This is a genomic window from Balneicella halophila (assembly GCF_003096835.1).
Taxonomy (GTDB): Bacteria; Bacteroidota; Bacteroidia; order Bacteroidales; family Balneicellaceae; genus Balneicella; species Balneicella halophila.
The window spans coordinates 680328-704683 of record NZ_QENZ01000003.1 but is presented as its reverse complement, the minus strand read 5'-3'; the positions used below and the strand labels follow the sequence as shown (position 1 = coordinate 704683).

At 36.2% G+C, this 24356-nt stretch carries 17 protein-coding genes and 1 riboswitch; of the genes, 5 read left to right on the top strand and 12 right to left on the bottom strand.

The features are described from left to right. Positions 1–164: 164 nt before the first annotated feature. The 6 genes from C7377_RS03125 to C7377_RS03100 all read right to left on the bottom strand — a co-directional run bounded on the left by C7377_RS03125 (position 165) and on the right by C7377_RS03100 (position 10487). Positions 165–2720, bottom strand: coding sequence for an adenosylcobalamin-dependent ribonucleoside-diphosphate reductase (locus C7377_RS03125; protein WP_243408290.1), 2556 nt, complete (start codon positions 2718–2720; stop codon positions 165–167). A gap of 176 nt (positions 2721–2896) precedes the next feature. After that, positions 2897–4153: a 3-deoxy-D-manno-octulosonic acid transferase gene (locus tag C7377_RS03120; protein WP_116495859.1), complete on the bottom strand. Its 1257-nt coding sequence runs from the start codon at positions 4151–4153 to the stop codon at positions 2897–2899. 7 nt (positions 4154–4160) lie between these two features. Beyond that, positions 4161–5003 carry a cell division protein FtsX gene (locus tag C7377_RS03115; RefSeq protein WP_116495858.1) on the bottom strand — a complete coding sequence of 281 codons (843 nt, stop codon included), beginning with the start codon at positions 5001–5003 and terminating at the stop codon, positions 4161–4163. Between the two features lie 2 nt (positions 5004–5005). Next, complete coding sequence (locus tag C7377_RS03110; RefSeq protein WP_165806838.1) at positions 5006–7426, bottom strand: YfhO family protein; 2421 nt, start codon at positions 7424–7426, stop codon at positions 5006–5008. A 100-nt stretch (positions 7427–7526) separates the two neighbouring features. Beyond that, positions 7527–8678 (bottom strand): hypothetical protein, encoded by a 1152-nt coding sequence (locus C7377_RS03105; RefSeq protein ID WP_116495856.1) that lies wholly within the window; start codon positions 8676–8678, stop codon positions 7527–7529. A 495-nt stretch (positions 8679–9173) separates the two neighbouring features. Further along, complete coding sequence (locus tag C7377_RS03100; protein ID WP_116495855.1) at positions 9174–10487, bottom strand: citrate (Si)-synthase; 1314 nt, start codon at positions 10485–10487, stop codon at positions 9174–9176. 164 nt (positions 10488–10651) lie between these two features. On the opposite strand from C7377_RS03100, the gene C7377_RS03095 reads away from it, so the two are divergent. Then, positions 10652–11023, top strand: coding sequence for a DUF2023 family protein (locus C7377_RS03095; protein ID WP_116495854.1), 372 nt, complete (start codon positions 10652–10654; stop codon positions 11021–11023). 71 nt (positions 11024–11094) lie between these two features. Here the strand turns inward: C7377_RS03095 and C7377_RS03090 are convergent, their stop codons facing one another. From C7377_RS03090 to arcC, 4 genes are all read right to left on the bottom strand, one after another. Further along, positions 11095–13119 carry a TonB-dependent receptor gene (locus tag C7377_RS03090; RefSeq protein WP_317045660.1) on the bottom strand — a complete coding sequence of 675 codons (2025 nt, stop codon included), beginning with the start codon at positions 13117–13119 and terminating at the stop codon, positions 11095–11097. 48 nt (positions 13120–13167) lie between these two features. Continuing rightward, positions 13168–13293, bottom strand: a complete 126-nt coding sequence (locus tag C7377_RS09725) for a hypothetical protein (protein WP_262494776.1) — start codon at positions 13291–13293, stop codon at positions 13168–13170. A gap of 218 nt (positions 13294–13511) precedes the next feature. Beyond that, positions 13512–14513 carry an ornithine carbamoyltransferase gene (gene argF / locus C7377_RS03085; RefSeq protein ID WP_116495853.1) on the bottom strand — a complete coding sequence of 334 codons (1002 nt, stop codon included), beginning with the start codon at positions 14511–14513 and terminating at the stop codon, positions 13512–13514. Positions 14514–14539: 26 nt separating this feature from the next. Continuing rightward, complete coding sequence (gene arcC, locus C7377_RS03080) at positions 14540–15490, bottom strand: carbamate kinase (protein WP_116495852.1); 951 nt, start codon at positions 15488–15490, stop codon at positions 14540–14542. Between the two features lie 130 nt (positions 15491–15620). Between arcC and C7377_RS03075 the strand changes: the two genes are divergently transcribed. Further along, positions 15621–17993, top strand: a complete 2373-nt coding sequence (locus C7377_RS03075; RefSeq protein ID WP_116495851.1) for an FtsK/SpoIIIE family DNA translocase — start codon at positions 15621–15623, stop codon at positions 17991–17993. A gap of 54 nt (positions 17994–18047) precedes the next feature. On the opposite strand, the gene C7377_RS03070 is transcribed toward C7377_RS03075, so the two are convergent. Next, entirely contained in the window at positions 18048–19583 is a 1536-nt protein-coding gene (locus tag C7377_RS03070) for a S41 family peptidase (protein WP_116495850.1), read from the bottom strand. Positions 19584–19645: 62 nt separating this feature from the next. Here C7377_RS03070 and C7377_RS03065 point away from each other — a divergent pair, with 62 nt between their 5' ends. Further along, positions 19646–20062 (top strand): hypothetical protein, encoded by a 417-nt coding sequence (locus C7377_RS03065; protein ID WP_133241451.1) that lies wholly within the window; start codon positions 19646–19648, stop codon positions 20060–20062. Here C7377_RS03065 and C7377_RS03060 read toward each other — a convergent pair whose 3' ends face one another. Beyond that, on the bottom strand, positions 20063–21154 hold the full coding sequence (locus C7377_RS03060) for an acyltransferase family protein (RefSeq protein ID WP_116495848.1): 1092 nt from the start codon (positions 21152–21154) through the stop codon (positions 20063–20065). A 106-nt stretch (positions 21155–21260) separates the two neighbouring features. On the opposite strand from C7377_RS03060, the gene trxA reads away from it, so the two are divergent. Both trxA and C7377_RS03050 read left to right on the top strand, forming a co-directional pair. Further along, positions 21261–21683 carry a thioredoxin gene (gene trxA / locus C7377_RS03055; protein ID WP_116495847.1) on the top strand — a complete coding sequence of 141 codons (423 nt, stop codon included), beginning with the start codon at positions 21261–21263 and terminating at the stop codon, positions 21681–21683. A 31-nt stretch (positions 21684–21714) separates the two neighbouring features. Continuing rightward, a riboswitch (TPP riboswitch) is annotated at positions 21715–21814 on the top strand. Between the two features lie 41 nt (positions 21815–21855). Continuing rightward, positions 21856–24267 (top strand): TonB-dependent receptor, encoded by a 2412-nt coding sequence (locus C7377_RS03050; RefSeq protein WP_116495846.1) that lies wholly within the window; start codon positions 21856–21858, stop codon positions 24265–24267. Positions 24268–24356: the final 89 nt, after the last annotated feature.

Here is a 24356-nt window from a genome sequence, read left to right as displayed (position 1 = left end):
GTAATTATTACAGCTAAAACGTTTGTATCAAAGAAAAGAAAAAGAGAGACATGTTCGACAGCATGTCTCTCTTTTTCTTTTCCTTTATCTAAACATCTGATTTGCAAATATCAAACTCAATTAACTTAAGTATTATGTTTAGACGATTTTTTTCTATTTTTCCATTAACCACACTTGGAAGATCCACAATCTTTGCAAATTAAGCATCCTTCTTGATAGACTACTGATTCTGAACCGCAAGCTTGGCATTCTCTACCTTGTGCTTTCGTACCATCAGCGACATACTTTTTTAAAGTACGTTCAATTCCATTCTTCCACGTATTAATACTATCATTATTCAATTGTAAGCTTGAAATCAGACCAATCATATCAACCACAGGCATTCCATGACGCATCACTCCGGATATCAGTTTGGCATAATTCCAAAACTCTGGATTAAATTTATAAGATAATCCCTCAATAGTAACTTTAAAGCCACGCTTATTTTGGAATTGAAAATCATATCTTGACGAACCGTCTTCATTTCTATTTTTGATAATCACTCCTTTTTCAACAGTTTTAGGCAACATGATTCCTTCCTCATCATCGGCTATACCCGTAAAAATCTCATACGGTTTGCCGTCGTAAAGCCCCACAAAGGCGATCCATTTTTCTTTATTGTTTTGAAAGCGTACCACGTCTGCTTCTAACTCTCTAGGACGTTTGCTTGGCGCTTTTGCTTCCTCCTCTTTCTTGTCATTTGACACCAACACACCGGCTCGTGATCCATCTCGGTAAACTGTACATCCTTTACAGCCACTTTTCCATGCCTCAATATAAAGCTCTCCAACTAATTCTTCACTAACGTCATTGGGTAAGTTTACAGTCACACTAATAGAATGGTCAACCCACTTTTGAATTTGTCCCTGCATCTTCACTTTGCTCACCCAATCAATATCGTTCGATGTTGCTTTATAATAAGGTGATTCTTCCACCAACTTATCAATTTCTTCATTAGAATAATTTTTGTCTGTATCATAGCCTTTCGTCTTCATCCAATCCTGAAATTTATGGTGATATACCACATATTCCTCCCAGTGATCTCCAACCTCATCAATAAAATCTATACGAACGTCTTTATCATTTGGATTTACCTTACGACGACGTTTATATACTGGAAGGAATACAGGCTCAATACCTGAAGTCGTTTGTGTCATTAAACTTGTGGTCCCTGTTGGGGCTATTGTCAAACAAGCTAGATTACGGCGACCGTATTCTTTCATATCCTCATAAAATTGAGGGTCGGCATCTTTCAACCTGTTAATGAATGGATTGTCTTTTTCTCGCTCAATATCAAACATTGGGAAAGCTCCTCTATCTCTAGCTAACTCTACTGAAGAGCGATATGCTTCTAAAGCTATAGTCTTGTGTACTTCTGTAGAAAAGTCGATAGCCGTCTCACTTCCGTAGCGTAAGCCTAATGCTGCCAGCATATCTCCCTCAGCGGTAATTCCTACTCCGGTACGTCGTCCTTCTTTTGCTTTTTGTGCAATATTCTTCCATAGATTCATCTCAATTCGCTTCACTTCATCATCTTCAGGATCACTTTTTATTTTATCGATAATCCCTTGAATTTTTTCGAGTTCTAAATCGATAATATCGTCCATGATCCGTTGTGCTAATCGAACATGCTTTCTGAACAAGTCAAAATCAAACGAAGCATCTTCTAAAAACGGATTTTGAACATAGGAATATAAGTTTATCGCTAACAAACGGCAACTGTCATAGGGGCATAATGGGATTTCTCCACATGGATTTGTAGAAACAGTTTTGTAGCCTAAGTCTGCATAGCAATCTGGCACAGATTCTTTGATAATAGTATCCCAAAACAGGATTCCCGGCTCAGCTGATCTCCATGCATTGTGCACAATTTTATCCCACAACGATTTGGCATTTATCTCTTTCGTGTACCTAGGATTAGGAGCATCAATAGGATATTGTTGTACATAAGTATCCTCCTCCACAACAGCCTGCATAAAATCATCATGAATCTTTACAGAAACGTTAGCGCCAGTAACTTTTCCTTGCTCTGTTTTTGCATCTATAAAACTTTCAGCATCCGGGTGTTTTATTGAAACACTTAACATTAAAGCTCCACGACGACCGTCTTGTGCAACCTCTCGGGTAGAATTTGAGTATCGTTCCATAAATGGCACTAGGCCTGTAGATGTAAGTGCTGAGTTCTTTACCGGTGAGCCACTTGGGCGTATATGTGACAAATCATGTCCTACCCCGCCTCGGCGTTTCATCAGTTGCACCTGCTCTTGATCTATTTTCATAATTCCACCGTAAGAATCAGAATCTCGATCATTGCCTATCACAAAACAATTTGACAATGAAGAAATTTGCATATCGTTACCAATGCCCGACATTGGACCTCCTTGTGGAACAATATATTTAAAATCCTTGAGCACAGCATAAATCTCCTCCTCTGACAATGGATTTGCATATGTATTTTCAATTCGAGCAATCTCTTTGGTCAATCGCTTGTGCATGTCATCAGGAGTTAACTCAAAAATATTGCCCTTAGAATCTTTCAAAGCATATTTATTGACCCAAACGCGAGCAGCTAATTCATCGCCATTGAAATATTTTACTGATGCCTTAAATGCTTCATCTTGTGTATACGAAGCGGTTTTTACGTCAAACAAAGACGTCATTCGATCTGTTTCTGAACTCATAGTTATATGGAATAATATATTTTGGTAATAATTTAGTGAAACCAAAGATACAAAAACGCGATAAGAACAGGAATCATTTTTATCGTAAAGTTTTCTTATTTAGAATTTGTTTTCATTGAAAAACAACTACTTAGACTGTTGATAAGATTAAATTTCTAAATTGCAATAAAAACCTGCTATTTTTCTGAAAAACAGTAAGATATAACTATATCAACAGCTCCTTTTTGACTGCTGATAAAAGCTTTAGCAACATTTCCTGACTTTTCTCTAAAGCCAGAATCTGTCAACAATTTCTTTCCAATTTCTTCAAGTTCTGATAATTGATTTATTGAAAAAGCTCCTTTAAGGGCAACTAAACTAACAGCTTCATTAAATTTATGATACTTTTCCCCAAAAATAATGGGCAACCCAAACGTCGCAGGTTCCAATGTATTATGAATTCCTGCACCAAAGCCTCCTCCGATATAAGCGATATCCCCATATTGATATAAGGAAGAAAGTAATCCAATACTATCGATAATTAGCGCTACATAATCTTCCACTTTTGTATTTTCTGATAAAGATGAATAACGAATGTGTGATATCGAAGCATCTTTAAACATCTTGCTTAATTGCTCCACATGCGCATGATCAATTTCGTGCGGAGCTACGATAAGTTTTACTGGAAGGCTAGTGTGATACTTTTTAAAAAAAGACAATAACAGCTCTTCATCGGGTTGCCAAGTACTGCCAGCTATTAAAAGAAGAGCGTCTTGTTTTAAATCATCAATATATGGAATTGGCTGTACCTGTTCTGCTAAGTCTGCCACTCTATCAACTCGCGTATCACCAGCAATTATAGCTTTATTGTACCCCACTGAATTGAGTAATTCAACGGAGTTTTTATCTTGAACAAACATAGTTGTAAAGAAGTGCAAAATCTTACGATAAAATCGACCATAAGGTTTAAAGAACAATTGATTTTCACGAAATAGTGCTGAAATAAGATAGGTGGGAATATTTCGACGATGTGCCTCACTTAGGTAGTGATACCAAAAATCATATTTCACAAAAAATATTTTTTTAGGCTTTACAAGGTTTAAAAACCGTTTTGCATTCCTTGGAGTATCTATCGGAAGATAAACAACGACATCAGCAAGTGGATAGTCTTTGCGAATTTCGTACCCTGAAGGCGAAAAAAAAGTGAGCACGATTTTATACTCAGGATATTTTTGTTTTATCTGTTCAATCAAAGGGCGTCCTTGTTCAAATTCTCCCAAAGAAGAAACATGCATCCATATAACAGGATTTTGATTAGTTTTCAATGAGTTTTCAAGCTTTTGGAAAACTCCTTTACGACCATCGACCCAAAGTTTTGCTTTAGGATGAACCGGGGAAACTAATTTTAACAAAAAAGCATACAGATAAATTCCTATGGTGTATAATATCTTCATCAGAAAATTATTTGTACAAAGCTGTTGTTTGCTTTCTCAAGTAATGAGAAACGGCAAAGTAAGTAGCAAACCAAGAAAAAGCTACAGCGATAACTATCAAGGCTAAAATGAGCCATAGAAAATACGGATCTCGTATAGATACGATATTATGAAAATCTTCAGGCAGGAAATATACCACAACAACCAACACTATAGACGCAAGAATTCCAGCGATGAATCCCCTGAACATCCCCTCTCTTACAAATGGCTTTCGAACAAAGCTATCCGTAGCTCCCACAATCTGCATCGTATTGATAATGAATCTTTGGGCATAAATTGAAAGCCGTATGGTATTATTAATTAGAGTAAAACTAATCACAAACAGCAGAAGCGATACAGCCAAAAGTATCAAGGTTATTTTTCTCAAATTTTCATTGATACTTTCTAACAAGCTCTTCTTATAATAAACCTCCTCAACACCTTGAAAATCTAACAATTCCTTTTCAATTTTTGTAATGCTATCTTGCTGGATATAATCAGGCTGGAGTTTTAGGTCAATGGAAGCCATCAATGGATTAAAGTCAAGGACTTTTGTAAACTCAATGCCCAACTGCTGTTCTAGTCGTTTCTCTGCCTCCTCTTTCGTAACATACTCACTTGATTTTACATATCCCGAAGCATTTAATATTTTCTCCAATTGGCGTATTTCAACCTCCTTTATATTATCATCTAACACAACTGAGACCATAATATGCTCTCTCACATAATTTTTTAAATGTTGTCCGCTCAATAATATTATTCCGACACCTCCCAAAATAATCATCACTAGGGTAATGCTGATAATAATAGACAAAGAAGATTTCATTTTCATACTTAATCTCTTTTAGTAGTCAGCCTAAAATAAAATATGCCTATTAGCAAAAGTAATACAATTGAGGAAATTAAACCTATCCAGCACCAAATTTCATATTTCTGTGGCTTAAATATTAATTCTATCGAATGATTTCCCTGGGGAATATCTATTGCCATCAATGTATAATTTACACGAGCAATCGTTGTTTGTTTGCCGTCAACTTTTGCAACCCAATCAGGATGATATATTTCTGAAAAGACAGCAACACCTCCCGTAGCACTCTCGCTCTCATATTGTAAGTGATTCGGTGCATATCTTACCATTTTAATATCTCCAAAAGCATCTTTTTTTACAGAAATTCTTGTTGATTCATCTTTTAAAATCACTAGCGTATTTTCAGGATCAATATTTCCCAACTGGCTCATCTCTTCTGTAGGAGTATCTACTATCTTCACATTATTAATAAACCAAGCATTTCCTAATCCTTCATTCGTCTTTATAGGACTAGCTTCTGGATTGTAAATTAAATATTTCAAGTTCAACATCCGCAAAACAGGAAGCTGTTGCATTAAAGAATCAACAGGTTTTTGAGCTTGCAAGCCTTCTACTAAAGTTTCCATTTCAGGATGCAACTGGTGCTCAATTAAATCTTGATAACGTCGCATCTTTGCTGCATGGTATCCGCCAATAGACTTATGAAAATAAGAAGCTCTCGAACTATTGAACGGACTTTCTGTGATATCTAACACTCTATAAATCAATTCTTTATCTTTCAAAATCTCTACATCAGCCGTATATGGATAGAACTTCTCTAGTTTTCTCTTATTCACATAGTTGTCTTCATTCAAAAACCGCTTATCTACTAAATACAAGTCAATAACAACTAACAAACCTAACAGAATATAGATTACCGTTTGTTTCAATTTATTTTGAAAAGCAAACCATAGAACAATTGCTCCTGCTAATACAAAAAATATGGAACGCAGTGCATCACTACGCAATAATGCTTTTCTATCTTCTAAAAGAGCATTTCTAAGAGGCTCAGGCAACTGTCCGTCTCTTGCTCCTGAGAAATCACCAACTAAGGAAGGTATCAGCCAAAGCAACAAACAAATACCAAGAGTAATTCCTCCACTCCAAAGCAGATTTTTCTTCGTTTCATTTATATTTCTTCTGTTTCTAAACGCTTGTGCTAGCCCCAAAATACCCAATAGAGGAATCGTAAACTCTGCTACAACAAGAATCATTGACGGGGTTCTAAACTTATTGAAAAAGGGCAGGGTATTATAGAAAAACTCATAAAAACTCATAAAGTTTCTTCCCCAAGCTAAGGATATTGACAATAGTGTTGCCGATAGCAACCACCATTTCATCTGCCCTTTTACTTCAAAGAGTCCAAATACAAAAAAGAAAAATAGTAAAGCTCCTACGTAAACTCCACCTTCGGTGAAAAGTTGAGGCCCCCAATATGTTGGTATACTTTTGAGAACAGCTTCTGGATTCTGTACACGCATTTTCTCCAAAACGGCATAGGTTTCTGAGTCTTTATCTAACAACTTTCCATTACTACCACCGCCTTTTAGGTTTGGCATGAGCAGTGTAAGCGTTTCGTCTATTCCATAACTCCACTCAGTAGCATAGGTCAAATCCACACCTTGAGTTGAAGTATCATCTCCTAAAATTTGCTCTCCCCGAGTAGAAACTTTAGCGTAGTCATAGACCTTAAATAGATTTTCGGCATTTGTACCTACAGCTAATATAGCACCTGCAACCAAAACTAAGCTTGCTTTGAAAAAATGGTTCCATGTTTTTTCACGAATCGTTTTTACCAGTTCAAAAACACCGTAAAGCAATACTAATAATAGTAAATAATAGGTTATTTGCGGATGATTGGCAGCAATATGGAGCGATAAAGATATCGCAAACAGCAGACCGCCCTTCCAATATTTTTTCTGATAAGTCAAAATTATTCCAGCCACTACAAACGCAAAATACGATAACGCATGCATTTTAGTAACATGCCCAACCGCAGTAATAATAATGAAGTAAGACGAAAGCATATACCCAACGCCACCGATAAGAGCTAACCAGTGTTTTACGCCTAACACTCTTAGTAAAACAAAAAAACCTAGAAAGGTAATAAAGAGCATCCATACAGCAGAGGGTATCATATTAAAAAGCTTTTCTGCATATAGAAACAAATTACTATTACTGCCGGAATCTATATTAATTGTAGGCATTCCAGAGAATAAATTGCCAGTCCAGTAAGAATGTTCTCCGGTTTTATCTTTAAAAGATTGTATTTCCTGTACCATTCCTTTCCAACCCTGCGTATCGCTTTGGAAAAGAACTTTTCCTTGAAATAAGGGTAAAAAGAAAATAACTAAAAGTAAGAACACGCCCAGCAGGCTCAGGGGTAAGCGAAATTTCTTTATCGACATTCTCATCTATTGTTTTATGAGTTACAAACTTAGCGATTTTGTGTTTTCAAAACAAAAGGGAGCGAACTGCCCCCTTTTAAAAAGTTATATTAAGCTATTATTAGAATACGATTTCCAAGTTTAACTCATAAACATCATCATCTTCGCCTGCTTTTTCTGTTTGCTCGGTGTTCAATATCAGTCGAATGTTTTTGTTAATACGATAGCTGAGTCCGGCTATATACCGACGCGTAACATCGTCTTTCAACTCTCTTTCTAGCGAAAAATAATCATGACGTCCCCAAATTGCCCACGGAGAAGTACCAAATTTATATTCACCAAAGAAACTATATCCGTGGTTTTTCAATGATTTTCCTTTATCATCGGGCATTACATATTTACCTTTAAAGTCCCCTTCTCCTGTATGGTATTGCGCAGTAAGTGTCAAATTACGCCCAGTCCATGCAACAAATCCCATTAGTTGGTTGAAGTCAGGTTCATGCTCTGTATTCCCTTTACCTAAGTTAAAATACGTACTCAATTGCAATTCTGGAATTTTATTAGGAAACGGACGTGCCGACAGACGAGTCGCAAAAACTTTGCTCGTATTTTTCTCAGCTCCGGAATAACCACCGCCATTGTAAACACCTAGCGAGTACGAGAAATATTTTCCTTTCATAGCTCCATTCACTTCTCTTAAAAATGATTTGTCCATCTTTGGTCCGATATTACCTCCTATGGTAACCCCAAAATCGGCTGAGTTAAATAGTTTATTACGCTCTATCGCCATATTGTCTTGAACACGGTAGGTATTGATCTTCTGCTCATAATCCAGCCAAGGTCGATGCACCATACCTACTTCCAGCCATGTACCTGTTAGCATCTTACTTTTAATGCGTGGTTTTACTTTTAAGTACAGGTATTTCATACGAGTTTCCACATTACCGGCATCATCACCTTCAGTATCAATGGTAATATCTTGTGTATATCGTACAGAAAAAATATCATCGATATCTTTCTTTAGCGTAAAATAACTTCGCTTTAACACTAAGGCACTTTCGTGTTCATCTAGTCCGGGATGTGCCTCATCTGTGTGTGTTTGGCTATAACCATCACGGTAGGCAATGAACCAATGACCAGACATGGTAACAAAGTTTCCAATGTTAATCCCTTGCGGTTCTTCTTTTGTCTCTAACTGGATCGTATCCTGCTTTTGTCCAAAGAGTAAATGAAGACTCAACAGAAATAGCAAAGAAATAGTGAGCTTTTTCATGAAATAAGTTTAAGATTTTGGAATTTTCAGTGCTAAAAATAGAAAAGACTTCACAAAAACTACCTAAACTCATAGAAAAATTAACAAAAACTTTTAGTACACCGAAAATGCTGAGCGACTTACTTAGCATACTACAGTGCGAACATACTTTTCACATCAAGTGAATTAGCGAAGCAAATTTGTATTGAAATTTTCAGTGATGAGTCCTCGATACATTTTTCTTTTTTTAATAAAATCGCTAGAACTGACAAGAATAAAGAGATACTTCGCTAATGCTGACCAACACAGTTACGAACCAAGTCCGAACAAGGTTTAAAAGATTAGCCCCGATTGCAGTGGTTATCCTTTTTGTGAGTTGTTATTGGTGCGAGAGCAAAAAGATAGTAACGGAAAGCGGGACTTCCCTACACAATAGCACAATCCTTCCCGCTACAAAATAATAGAAGTAATCTAGTAACTTCTCGTCTTCTTAAAAGCTACAACTATAAACGTCTGCTATTTGATGCCTGCAATTTTTTCCAACATCTCAGTTGTAACAGACTTCGGACGCTCTAACGGATAACCCAAGGCTCTATCCCAAATGATATTCGCACAAATACCAATAGCACGACTAATACCAAACAGCACAGTATAAAATTCAAATTCTCTAACTCCATAATGCCATTGTATCACTCCTGACTGTGCATCTACATTTGGCCACGGATTCTTTGCTTTACCATGTTCTTTTAAAACCTCCGGCACAATTCTATAGAGTTTATCCACACTTTTCCAGATACTATCATCAGACATAAACTCCTTGCTAAAGTTTCTCTGTAAAGTGTAACGCGGATCTGTTTTACGTAATACTGCGTGCCCATATCCAGGAATAACTTGTCCTGTATTGAGCTTGTCCCAAACGAATTTACGCCACTCATCTTCGGAAGGCTCATCATTGCCGATGATATCGATACCATCTAACAACCATTTCATCACCTCTTGACTTGCCAGCCCATGCAATGGACCTGCCAAGCCGTTAAGCATAGCCGAAGTTGACATATAAACATCCGAAAGAGAACTTGCGACTAGGTGACCGGTATGTGCACTTACGTTACCGCTTTCATGATCACTATGTACGATAAAGTGCATACGAGCAACATCATCATAAGGCTTTTGTTTATGCATCAGAAAGGCAAAGTTACCGCCCATATCCAAATTAGGATCAGAAAAACGCGGTTTACCTTTGAGGTATAATTTATTGTAAATGTAAGATGCTATGTTAGGCAACTTAGCTAACAAGCTCAACGCATCTTCATAGGTAGGATCCCAAAAATCATTTTTATGCAAATTACCCTTAAAATACTTCCTGTTGAATTCTGACTCCTTACTCATTGATAAGATTGCCGATGAAAACATAACCATAGGATGCGTATAATCTGGGAAAGCATCTAAAATCTCGCAAACATAACGTGGCAAAACTCGGCGTTTTGCAAATTCATCAACAACATTTTCCACTTCTGCCTTTGTAGGAAATTTTCCTGTCAACAACAGGTAAAAGAGCCCCTCAACATAGGGCATTGTAGAGTTTGGTGCCTTAGGTAAACCATCTACAACTTCTTGCAAACTATAACCTCTATAACGAATACCTTCATTAGGATCGAGATTAGAAATGTCTGAAACCAAACTCTTCAATCCTCTCATACCTCCGATTACTTTGGAAATAGTGACCTCATCCACAACCACATCGCCATATTCCTTTACAAGTTTTTTAGTGCGCGGTCTCCAGGCTTCTATCTCCTGAGCTAAAGTTTGCTTTAATGTAGAATTCATCATAAGTTATATTTTTAATAGGCTATATCGGTATCTTATAATTTACAAATATAATAATTTCTCCATAGTTTTTTTTTGCATCGCTATTCATAAAATAAATATGGAGTATCTTTTTGTAAATATCATTTTTTTACTTAAACTTGTATTCTTATTTAGACTAAATAAAGATGTTCGAGAATACTCCTAATTTTCACTCTACAGATATTCGTATTTTAACCCATCATATTTACGAATATAAAAAAGGGCTCCGCTCTATTGCATTGCATACCATGAATAGAGAAGAGCAAGAAAAAGCCGAAGCTATCTTAAAGAGAAGAGGTGTTTCCTACCTCATAAAAGTCGTTTCTGCTGTTAGAATCAATATCTTTCTCGGAGACCCGAATTGCATCAAAATTATAGAATCATTTCATAAGGATTCTTTATCTCAATACAGTGCTGAACAGGATTTTATGCTTGGTATTATGCTAGGATACGACAAGTGTGAGCAGTACAAAAGATATTTAGAGTATTCTGAAAAAAGAAAAATATCTTCTAAATAAACGAACGCTAACGACATTTAGTCATTAGCGTTCTACCACAAAAATTTCTTAGTTTTAATACTTCTTAGGCATTAAAAGTTAAGAACATATGAGAAATTAAATGTTCTGCCCCTTCCTTTATAGGTAAAAAGTTCTGGTAAAGGAATAGATTGGGTGTATAATTTATCTGCTCTGTAACTCCAGATGGTTCTGTAATCTGTGTTGAATACGTTCTGTACACCTAAAGATAATTTTCCATATTTTGTATTATAAGCTAAAGATAAATCGGAGATGTTATACCCCTCAATCTCATAGTTCATATTACCTTCGAGGTCGAAAGTTTGTTGATTTTGAAAACGCACTGACCAGTTGTCTATTGAATATCCAATATAACCAACCACTTTTGAAGGTGATGCTGTGAAAATGGATTGTTTCTTCCAATCTCCATCTTCTTTAATCTCTGATTTTATTAAGAGTCCATTTGCTCCAATATATAAACCGTTATCAAAATGGTAAGAGGCTTCCAACTCCACACCCATATTACGTAATTTCATGTCTTCGATTTGGATAAATAAATTTCCTTTTTCATCATTTAACAAACCAATATTTTTATCTGAAAAACTATAGAAACCAGCAATTTGGGCTTTAAAGCCTTGATGTTTTATTCTATAACCTAGCTCGAACTGGTTAGTTACGATACCTTCTAAAGATGAATCATTGATGTTAACACTGTTTTGCAAATCCCAATTTCCATTAGATGGGTTGTAGCTATAGGTTCCGTTGCCGTAAAGTTTAGCAGGATCTGCCAACTCAGCCCCTTGCGAAAAACTAGCCCAAAGCTGTTGATTCAAAGTAGGCTTGTATAACAATCCTATATTCCCTAAAGTAACGTTGTAAGAACTGCTGCCTCCAGGTACAGGATCAGCACTAGTACCTATTACCAAAGCTAAAAACTCTTGCTCTACACTACCTATAAAGTCATCGATTTCAACATCCATAAATTGATATCTCACCCCTCCATTCAGAGTAAGCTTTGGCGTGATTTTGTATTTTGCCTGAATGTATCCAGCATATGTTTGTGAAAAAATAGATGGATACCTGCCTGTTGTTTTGAAAGTTTCATTATCTAATCCACCTGATGGAAAAGCTTTTTCTACTTTATAAATATTTCGAAAAGCTTCGAAATCCTCAAAATCCATATCAATTCCATAAGTTAAATTCAGCTTTTCCCAATTTTTGGATAATAGAGCTTTTACGTCTGTGTAATACGTATTTTGTTCAGAAGAAGAAGTCAGAGGTATTTGTTTCTTGTCAAATACCAGAATACTTGGAAATGGATAAAAACCTAGCTCTTCGCCTCGTGTAGCAACTTGAACATGCAAATCTTGACCACCCAATATTCTATTAGCTCGGTATGATAAAATTCCCATATATCTCTTGGTTCCTATTCTTTGGTCAGAATTAAAGCCGTCTTTCATCTCGAGCAAGCTTGGATTTGCAGTCAATATAGCTCCATAATTTTCACCCAAAGATAAAGACCTATCCCCATTAAACTCAGAATTGTAATATTGAGCTATAAAGGAAATTTTGTGCTTATCGTTTATTCTATATGAAGCACTACCCATTACATCTATTATTCTATTATACTGTAAGTCAGTTTGGGTAATATCGGTGATAATTTGGTCACCATCGGCATCAAAAGACCTTCCGTTTTGTTGATAGGATATCCCAACTCTCCCGCTGAATTTATCTTTTTTATAAGATAATGACTGAGCCAATCGGTAATCAATATCTTCATCATCATTGAATCCGGTCCGTAAACCCAAAGCCGTTTCGCCACTCCAGCCTTGAATATTTGGTGTTTTGGTTATAATATTAATAATACCTCCAGTTGCATTACCTCCATAAATAGAACTTGCTCCTGAAAGCACTTCAATACGTTCTATGTGAAAAGGATCTATTGCATCTAGTTGGCGACTTACTCCTCTCAAACTGTTAAGAGAGACACCATCTATCATTACCAACATAGCTCGTCCTCTCATATTTTGCCCGAAATTGGTTCTGCCTTGTGAACCGATATCCATACTTGGGACTAACTGCCCTAACATTTCTTTAATAGGTACCCCACTCGATACTAATTGCTTAATTTGCGTTTTAGGTACTATTCAAACAGTTCCGGGTATTTCTGTAATCTTAGTCGGTTTGCGTGAAGCAACAACAACAACCTCATCCAATTCGGAAGTACTCATTGTATCTAGCTCTAAATCCTGAGCTAGTAATACACCCATCATACTTATTGAAATTATACATGTCAGAATAAAATTTTTCATCATTTTAATTATTTTTATTTAGTCTAATTAAGGTTGCCAAAATAGAAAAATGTTGAAACTTGGACAAGGGAAAAATAAATTTACAGCTTATATAAAATTTCAGATTATTTTTCAATAAAAAAAGAGCTATCTTCATAATAAAGACAGCTCTACATTTATAGTTAGTATGTTATAGATTATTATGCCCCTAGAGTTAATACCATTACAGCTTTGATTGTATGCATGCGATTTTCTGCTTCATCAAAAACTATAGAGTTTTCAGATTCAAAAACTTCTTCTGTCACTTCCAGTTCAGGCATTCCGAATTTTTCTGATACGTCTTTACCAACTGCTGTTTCCTCGTTATGGAAAGCAGGAAGACAGTGCATAAATTTACAGTTTTTATTTCCTGTAGCGTCCATCACTTTCTTGTTCACTTGGTAAGGTTTTAACAACTCAATACGCTCTTTCCATACATCTTCTGGCTCGCCCATTGACACCCAAACGTCAGTATAAATAAAATCACAATCTTTTACACCTTCTTTTACATCACTAGTTAGTGTAATTTTTGCTCCAGTTTCTTTAGCGATATCTTCGCACTTATTCACCAAGTCTTTTGTAGGCATCAAATCTTGTGGTCCAACTAATCGTACGTCCATACCCATTTTAGCCGCACCAATCATTAATGAATTACCCATATTGTTTTGAGCATCTCCTAAGTATGCAAATTTAACTTCAGAAAGAGGTTTGTCGGTATGCTCCATCATGGTCAAGAAATCAGCAAGAATTTGTGTTGGGTGGTACTCGGTAGTCAAACCATTCCAAACTGGCACACCTGCATATTCACCTAACTCCTCTACGATGCTTTGTCCAAAACCGCGGTATTCTATACCATCATACATGCGTCCAAGTACGCGTGCAGTATCTTTCATTGACTCTTTCTGACCAATATGTGACCCTGAAGGTCCAAGGTAAGTAACTCTAGCTCCTTGATCGTAAGCTGCAGTTTCAAATGCACAACGAGTACGTGTTGACGATTTCTCAAAAATCAAAGCAATATTTTTCCCACTCAAACGTGGTTGCTCTGTTCCAATGTACTTTGCTTTTTTCAATGCAGCCGCTGTATCAAGCATGTGCTTGATTTCTTTTGGAGTAAAGTCCAAAAGTGTTAAAAAGTTTCTGTTTCTAAGATTAAATGCCATTTTCTTAATGTATTAAAATGTTAAAATTATCGTGATATTTTAGATCCAAAAGATTTGTCTTCTAACTTTGTTGCCTCCGTAATGATTGCTTTCTCTCCTCCATTCTCAACAAAATTTACACATGCCTGTACTTTAGGCTCCATGCTTCCTTTACTAAATTGTCCCTCAGCAATATATTTTTTAGCCTCTTCCAAACTTAGAAATTCTAATTTTTCTTGAGTTGGTTTATTGAAATCTTTATAGATAAAAGGTACATCTGTCAAAATATAAAATTCATCAGCACCTATTTTATGTCCTAATAATGAGGAAGCTCTATCTTTATCAATGACAGCTTCTACACCTTCTACGTTGCCTTTTTCGTCAATAGCTACAGGTACACCTCCGCCCCCAACTGCAATAACGATATTTCCAGCTTCAGCTAATTCTTTTATTAACTCGTGATTCAAAATATCCAATGGCTCAGGACTTGGCACTACTCTTCTCCAACCACCTGGCTTTTTTACTTCTTCTTTGAACTCCCATCCTAATTTTGCATTCAGTTCATCAGCTTCCTTTTTCTCATAAATTCGCCCCACTCGTTTTTGCGGATCAGAAAAAGCAGGATCATCTGGACGGACTGCCACTTCTGTTACAACAGTGATAACGTTACGATTAATTCCTCTTTCTCGCAATACATTACGCAAATTTCTTTCAATCATATAACCAATACCTCCTTGAGAATCTGCTACGCAGATATCTAAAGGCATTTGTGGTATATCGTACATGGTATCACCAGCATCATTACGCATTAAGATGTTGCCTACCTGTGGTCCATTTCCATGAGAAATAATAAGATTATATCCTTCCTCAGCCAAATAAACAAGGTTGTTTAAAGTTTCAAGAGTATTTTGGTTCTGTTCATCATTCGTACCTTTTTGGTTTCCTCTCAACAGAGCGTTGCCTCCAAGAGCGACTACGGCTAGTTTATTTCTACTCATATCGTTAATTTTTGACTTATTTTTTAAACTCGCTACAAAAATAAGATTTAAAGTTATATAGAAAATTAAGTTAGCTATTTTTTTGTTTTTCTATTACCTTTGTTGTCTTGTAGTAGGAAATAGCACATTCATGAGAAGAAGACGTAAAACACAAAATAACAACAACTTAGGCAATAAAAAAACATTTACAATTAATAAAAATCTTAAAAATGTTTTAGGGCTATTTTTGCTATTCCTAGCAATTTATCTTTTAGTCTCATTTTTATCCTTTTTATTTTATGGTGGCATTGATCAAAGCCAATTAGACATTAGTCGTAGTGAGTTTATGAGAAACCCAGAGATAAGAGTAGCAAATCTTGGAGGCAAAGAGGGGGCTTATCTTTCCCACCTATTCATTAACAGAGGATTAGGAATTGCTTCGTTTGGTCTTCTTTACTTATTATTTCTATATGCTCTTGCATTGCTTAACATCAAGCCATTTTCTCTATTAAAAAGTACATTACTTGTTGTTTCACTAGTTGTCGTGAGCTCCGTTGCATTTTCATATTTTTTAGCCGATAATTATAAGAGTTCACATTTAGCTATCGGCGGACTTCATGGTTATTATATTTCTCATTGGCTTAATGCTGCTATCGGAGAGATTGGCACCTTACTTCTTATTATTTTTAGCTATTTAGCTATTCTAATTTTATCGGTAAGAGATATACTCGGTAAGGTAAAAGGAGTCACACAAGTTGTCAAAAACAAAAAAGAACAATTTTTTGATAAGCAAGGAAAAGCCGAAACTGAAGTTGAAACGACTGAGGACGAAACCGAAAATATTGAAGTTCCTAATACTTATACAGAAGAACCTATTGAGGAACCAAAATATGAGAAACCTGAAATCATTCAAAAAACATTGGATACTGATAATGAAAAGGTAAGTACTGATGTAGAAGCTATGGAGGTAACAATCAGTGAAAAAGATGAAACGGTAAAAGCTCCATCTGAAGACTATGACCCTACCTTAGACTTATCAAAATATAAGAAGCCACCTATTGATTTACTAAAAGAATATCCTGAAAATGAAGCTAAGGTAACACCTGCAGAACTTGAAGATAATAAAAATAGAATTGTAGAGACTCTAAAGCATTACAGCATTGAGATTACTAAGATAAAAGCGACCATTGGTCCTACGATTACGCTGTATGAAATCGTTCCAGCACCTGGTGTACGTATTTCTAAAATTAAAAACCTGGAAGATGATATCGCCTTGAGTTTATCAGCTCTAGGAATTCGTATTATCGCTCCCATACCGGGAAAAGGGACAATAGGTATTGAAGTGCCGAATAAAACACCAGAAATTGTCTCGATGCACGGCGTGGTTCTTTCAAAAAAATTCCAAGAATCAAAATATGAGCTTCCTGTGGTCATGGGACGTACCATCTCTAATGAAAGTTTTGTTTTTGATTTGACCAAAATGCCACATTTGCTAGTAGCCGGGGCTACCGGACAGGGAAAGTCTGTAGGGATGAATGCCATAATCACCTCACTCCTTTACAAAAAGCATCCATCACAACTTAAGTTCGTAATGGTGGATCCCAAAATGGTGGAATTTAGCATCTACTCGAAAATTGAAAAGCATTTTCTTGCCAAGCTTCCTGATGAAGACGAAGCAATCATCACGGATGTTAGCAAAGTGGTCGCTACCCTACAATCCATTTGTATAGAAATGGACGACCGCTATGATTTGCTGAAAAAAGCGCATGCGCGTAATTTGATAGAATATAATGGGAAGTTTATAAAACGTAAACTAAATCCTGAAAATGGACATAAATATTTACCTTATATTGTAGTACTTATAGATGAGTTTGCAGACCTCATTATGACTGCAGGCAAAGAAGTGGAAATGCCGATTGCACGTATCGCCCAAAAAGCACGTGCTGTGGGTATCCATATGATTATTGCTACGCAACGACCATCTACGAATATCATTACCGGAGTGATAAAAGCGAACTTCCCAGCACGTATTGCATTCAAGGTGGCATCAATGATTGACTCCCGAACAATATTAGACTCACCGGGTGCTAATCAGCTTATTGGACGAGGTGATATGCTCTTCTCGCAAGGTAGCCAAATGGTGCGTCTGCAATGTGCATTTGTGGATACTCCTGAAGTGGAAGCTATTACTGACTTTATCTCTGAACAGCGTGGCTATCCTATGGCTTTTGAACTTCCTGAATATAAGGATGACAGTAGTAATGACATAGAGGGAACTATAGATTTACAGCAACGCGACAGTCTTTTTGAGGAAGCCGCCAGACTCGTGGTAAGTACGCAACAAGGCTCTACATCAGGAATCCAACGACGCTTCTCTATTGGTTACAACCGTGCAGGACGCATCATTGACCAGTTGGAAGCTGCCGGTATCGTGGGTCCTTTCGAAGGTAGCAAAGCACGTCAAGTTTTAATTCCAGATGAACTCAGTCTCGAGCAGTTTCTAGAAGATTTGGATTTGAGGTAAAAAAAAAGCCTCTTCAAATTGGAAGAGGCTTTAAAGAATCAATAAGTTAGATTCTTATTTCGTTAAGTCTTTGAACTTACTATCTATTCTATCATCATACATATTTCTACCGAAAGGTTTTAATTCTTTAGAGTCAAAAATCGTTTCTAATTGTTCCCCACTTCTTGTAGCCATATTATCCTCTACAGGAGGGTTGTTTCCTGCAATAACATCTAAGGCAGCTTTTAAGAATGCTTCTTCCGGATCTCCCAACGGCTTAATATTGCCTAAATAATCCCATTCCTCCCTAATATAATCAGGAGCAAAACCATCTCCATAATCGGTGTTATCTTCGGCATTAGCCGATTTCCCAACAATAGGTTGCATTGCATACTTATGTTTTGGATTCACTTCACCATTATCTAAAAAATCTTTCACTGTAATGGAGAATGTATATTTCCCATGTGTTTGGGTTCCAATTAAAACAACATCCATATAGGGTCTTAATCCATTAATAATCAGCTCACTGGCAGATGCAGTCCAGTCACTTGTTAATACAAACACTCTACTCAATCCTAAGGAGTTAATTGATGCAAGCTGTTCGCCATCCCAATTCTCAATTTTCTCAGTAAAATATTCTTCTAAAAAACTTTCTCCGTATTTGTCAGTATAGTAATTCTGTAGCATATCATTATACTTACGCTTATTGAAAACCTCACCTACATGATTACCATCAATCATACTTGCTAATATCAAAGCCGTGTAAGTAGAACCTCCTCCATTATAACGTAAATCCAAAACCAATTCGGTTGCACCTTCATTCTTCAATCTGCCAATACTGTCATTCAATGCCAAGTTGAATTCATCAGTCCCTGTAAAGCTATTGTATGCCATATAACCAACTTTAGTTCCATTGATATCAAGCGTTTTGGCTAATAAAATTGGGTTCTCAGTAAGTTCAATTGCTGATATTGTTACTATATTGTCATTTGGAATAATTATGTTATTCTCTACGTCTAAATCTGCCAAACCTAAATCGTAAGAATCATTTCCATATAATAAGTCTCTATAATTTGATACATCTAAATCAGTTTCATTTACAGAAACAAAGATATCTCCGCGCTTTACGCCTGCTTCAGCTGCTGGTGAATTTGGAACCACATAGGTTACATAACCATATACACCGTCACTATCACTATATTTGCTAAGGCGATACTCATAACCGAAGCTTTTGCTGATTCCAGCAAATGCATTTTCTTGTTCAACCCAATCATAGATAAACCATGACCATCTATCAACAGTTGCAGAACCATTTGCATCAGGTTTTATATAGAGTAAGGACTCAAAAAGCTCTTCATATTCACTTCCATATCCGTTAAGGTATTTTTTCCATTCTTCAGTTCCGCTTTTTAATTGCAAAGCATCTACGTCAGCTTCCCATAAATAATAAACATCTAAACCATTCCAAATAAACTCTGAAATAGGATCTGGCATAGGTTCTTTTTCTTCAACTGGCGGATTAGGTTTAGGGGTCGGTTTGTCATCGTCTCCACATGCTGTTAGCATTCCTATTGAAAAAATTAATAATGCTAATTGGTAAATTCTTCTCATTCTTTTTTAAATTAAATAATATATAAATGTATATTTGCAATATTACAAAAAAAACAGACCCCATGATCATTTATTTTAAAAGATTTGCGTTATTTTTTCTTATTCTAATCGCTTTCTCATGTGCAAACAATAAAGCGAAACATCCTGTTCAAGTGGCAGATGCCTTTGTACAATCTTGGAGTACAGTGGAAGCAAAAAGCAGAGGAACACATTTGGAAGTTACTCTGACAGGGAATGTTAGTGATGTTAAAATACTTGCCGTTGTTTACAACAACCTACAAGTGACTCCTATTGTAGAAATCAAAAAAGAGGAACTTATTGTACGTGCAGATTTTGAGACAGGAACTCAAAAAATATTTGAGAAACCTGCCGTTACGACTAAACGAGATATGATAATCTATAATCATAGAGGTAAGATATACGAATTGCCTCTTGAAAATATCATCAGAAAAGAAGCTAAATACTACCCTGTAAAGTAATTATATTTTTATAAAAATTCGCTTTCGGTACAGTAAGTAAACAATAATCCAGAAGAAAACAATATGAGTGAGGGCAAAGAGCAAAGAACCATTCATATTGCCTGCTAATGGAACAAATATCTTCTGATAGAGATAGGTATATCCATTTATCGTTTCACCGCCATCTTCAATTTTTATTAGATAGCTAATTGTTTTTACATACAATCCTGACAATACGAAGATAAATAGCGGATTCATACCAAAGTGAACAAAAGGCTTTGTCCATTTTTTATAGCCTCTTACATCTATCAACCATAAGAGAACTGCCAAAAGTATAGTAGCTAATCCTCCTGTGTAAAGCACATAGGTACTTGTCCAAAGTGATTTGTTTATGGGGAATACGTAACCCCAGACCCAGCCAAAAGCAGTGAATAAAACGCCCCAGAAAAGTAATCTTTTCACTCCGTCAATCATCTGCCCTGACTTCGCTATTTCACTACCAGCAAAATAGCCGAGCAAAACCGTAACTACAGCAGGAAAAGTTGATAGCAATCCTTCCGGTTCGAATGGAAAACCTAATCCTCTCCAAATATGATTTTCTCCTAATACTAACTTATCAAATTGTCCTACGATATTCGTAGAGGCTCCGTAAGGAGGATTCCCTCCATAGTAGAGCAGTAACCAATAAGCCAATAAAATAAGAGCTGAAACTATTTTTAGCGTGTTGGGTCTCATATACAAGACTAAAAACCCTGCGACACCATACGCTAAAGCAATTCGTTGCAATACGCCCATTATTCTTACTCCAGAGAAATTAAAATAGGGATATAGGTTAAGCAACAACCCTATCAAAAAAATGATAGCTACGCGTTTTGCCACCTTTTTCACTTTTTCTTTAGTGGGTTTAGGTTCATTCTTTTTAAAAGAAAACCACATGGCGGTGCCTACGATAAATAAGAAAAAAGGAAAAACTAAATCTGTCGGGGTACAGCCATGCCAAGATGCATGTCGCAATGGAGGATAAATATACTTCCAACTACCTGGAGTATTAACTGTTATCATCAGGGCTATTGTAAGTCCCCTCATTACATCTAAGGCTAAAAGTCTCTTCATAATTCTGCATTTAAATCCCTAATTTATAAAATAAATTGACAGAATAATCACTAATGGCACAAAATGTGTATTTTTACAGCTGAAATAATTTAAAAAAGATACATTTATGAGAAAGTTATTTATAATCTCAATCATAGCGATAGCAAGTTTTATCACAACTAACATTTCTGCTCAAGAAATCCAACACATCAATGCTGAACAATTTCAAAATCAAGTTTTTGATTATAAAAATGAGACAGAGTGGAATTTCAAAGGTGACGGACCTGTGGTTATTGACTTCTACGCTTCATGGTGTGGTCCATGTAAAAAGGTAGCTCCTATTTTGCAACAATTACAAAATGAATACGGAGATAAATTAACTATTTACAAAGTTAATATCGATAGAGAAAAAGAATTAGCCGCAGTCTTTGGTGTGCGTAGCATTCCTGCTTTTCTTTTTATTCCAAAAGACGGAAAACCTACCATGGCTAAAGGGGCACTGCCTAAGCAGACGTTTAAAAATGCCTTTAGCGAAATATTTGGGCTTTAATATTAATTGGCTACATTTGCCAATGATTTAACTATAGAGAATGGGGTGCTCCTGCAAAAAGCAGTTGCTGAGATTACACCCACAGAACCTGTTCAGATAATGCTGACGTAGGGATTCTAAAAATGTAATAACCTCATTCTTTATTAAGTATTAACTAAAACAACTTAAAAAAATGAGGTTTTTTATTTTTATTGCTTGTTTGTTCTACTCTATATCGAGTTATGCACAAGTAAACATTACCGTAAAGAATACACAAAATCAAATCTTGCCTGGTGCTTCAGTATCTTATAATAGTTCGGGCACTGTAACGGATAGCAATGGAAAAGCACAACTTCCTAATCTGGAGAATGGAACTTTAGTTACGGTTTCTTTTATTGGGTATAAGGATAAAACACAAAAGTATAATGGTGTAGATATGCTGTTTACTCTAGAACCAGAAGAAACATTGCTGGCGGAAGTTATAATTACGAGTCAGCTCCCGAGAGCTACGGAAAAAACTCCTATGAGCTTTCACAACATCACAAAAGCTGAACTTACAAAAAGCAATTTAGGTAAAGATATCCCTATGCTATTAGAAGGTTCTCCCTCCTTAGTCACTTCATCTGATGCAGGTGCAGGTGTAGGATATACTAATTTCAGAGTGAGGGGAACATCTACAGAACGTATTAATGTAACAGTAAATGGTGTGCCTCTTAATGACTCTGAATCACACAGTGTTTATTGGGTAAATATTCCTGATATTGCTTCAGCAACGAAAAACATTCAAATACAAAGAGGTGTGGGAACTTCCTCTAACGGCGCAGCCTCTTTTGGAGCTACACTCAATCTTGAGACAGAGGATTTTAATAAAGAAGCTTATGCCAAAGTTGGCTTATCGGGTGGTAGTTTCAATACTTTTAGACAAAATTACCAAGTAGGAACAGGACTCATTGGTGACCATTTTACTATTGATGCAAAATATTCAGACATCTACTCCAGTGGTTATATGGACAGAGCCTTTTCCGATCTAAAATCATACTATGTATCAACTGCTTATCATGGTGCTGACTTCTTAATAAAACTGCTTGCTTTTGGAGGGGAAGAGCATACTTACCAAGCATGGTCTGGAGTACCATCTTCAATGATAGATGAGAATAGAACTTATAATCCTGAGGGTGAATATACTGATGATAATGGTACTACTCAATATTATGATAATCACACAGATAATTATAAGCAAAATCATTATCAACTTTATTTCTCGAAAAAATTCAATCCATATTGGAATCTCAATGCAACACTTCATTACACTAGAGGTAAAGGATTTTATGAGAGTTATAAAGAAGGACGAAAGTTCAAGAATTACGGTATAGAATTGCCAATGATAGGAAATACCGATGCATACAATTCTGAATATATTGACGGTAATGTACTTGAAAAAACAGATCTCATCCAACAAAAGTGGCTAGATAATGATTTTTATGGCTTAGTAGCTTCTGCACAATATAAGAAAGACCAGTGGGATGTATTAATTGGTGGTTCGGTAAATCATTATGAAGGCGGACACTTTGGTGAAGTTATTTGGTCAAAATATGGCTTTTTCCCACATGACTATCGCTGGTATAACAATGACGGAACCAAAGACGAATTCAGCTCGTATGTGAAAGCAAACTATCAATTAGCTAATGGTTTGAATTTATTTGGAGACTTACAGTACCGTCAAATAGAGCATGAAATAGAGGGCATCCATGACGACTTGCGAGACATCTCACAAACTCATGAATATAATTTCTTCAATCCTAAATTTGGTATTACTTACATTCCAAATAGCAACTTCAGAAGCTATGCTTCATGGGGACGAGCACATCGTGAACCTAGCAGAACACAGCTTAAAGATGTAACTGCTGACATAAAAACACCTAAAGAAGAACGATTAGATGACTTTGAATTAGGATTGGAATATAAGACTACAACTTGGCGTATCGGAGGGAATATCTACTATATGCTTTACAAAGACCAGCTTATTCACACAGGTGCTATAAACAATGTAGGTGATGCTATTATGACCAATGTAGAAGATAGCTACCGTGCTGGTATCGAATTAGAAGCTGGCATTCAATTTACAGATTCATTCAAATGGTCTGGAAATGCTACATTCAGTAAAAATGAAGCTAAAGACTTCACAGCATATATGGACAACTGGGACACTTGGGGACAAGAAGTTGAAGAAATAGGTACAACAACTCTTGCATTCTCTCCTGAAGTGGTTGCAAACAGTATTTTCACAGTAACTCCGTTTGACAATTTCGAAATTGCATTGCATTCGAACTATGTAGGGGAACAGTTTTTAGATAATACTGCCAACGATGATCGTAAACTTGATGATTATTTCGTAAATAATTTACAATTTCACTACAGTCTTCAGCCTAAGAAATGGTTTAAGTATATCACTTTCAACCTCCAACTAAAAAATATCTTAGATGAAGAATACGAAACCAATGGTTGGGTTTACCGTTATGTTGAAAATAACGAAGAGAAAAAAATGGACGGTTTATTTCCACAAGCAGGATTTCACGTAATGGGTGGCATTACTTTCAATTTCTAATTGTGAAATAATATAAACTAAGGGTTGGTTTAATTCCAACCCTTTTTTATGCAAACTTTTGCATGAAAATTTAGGAATAATCAACGCAA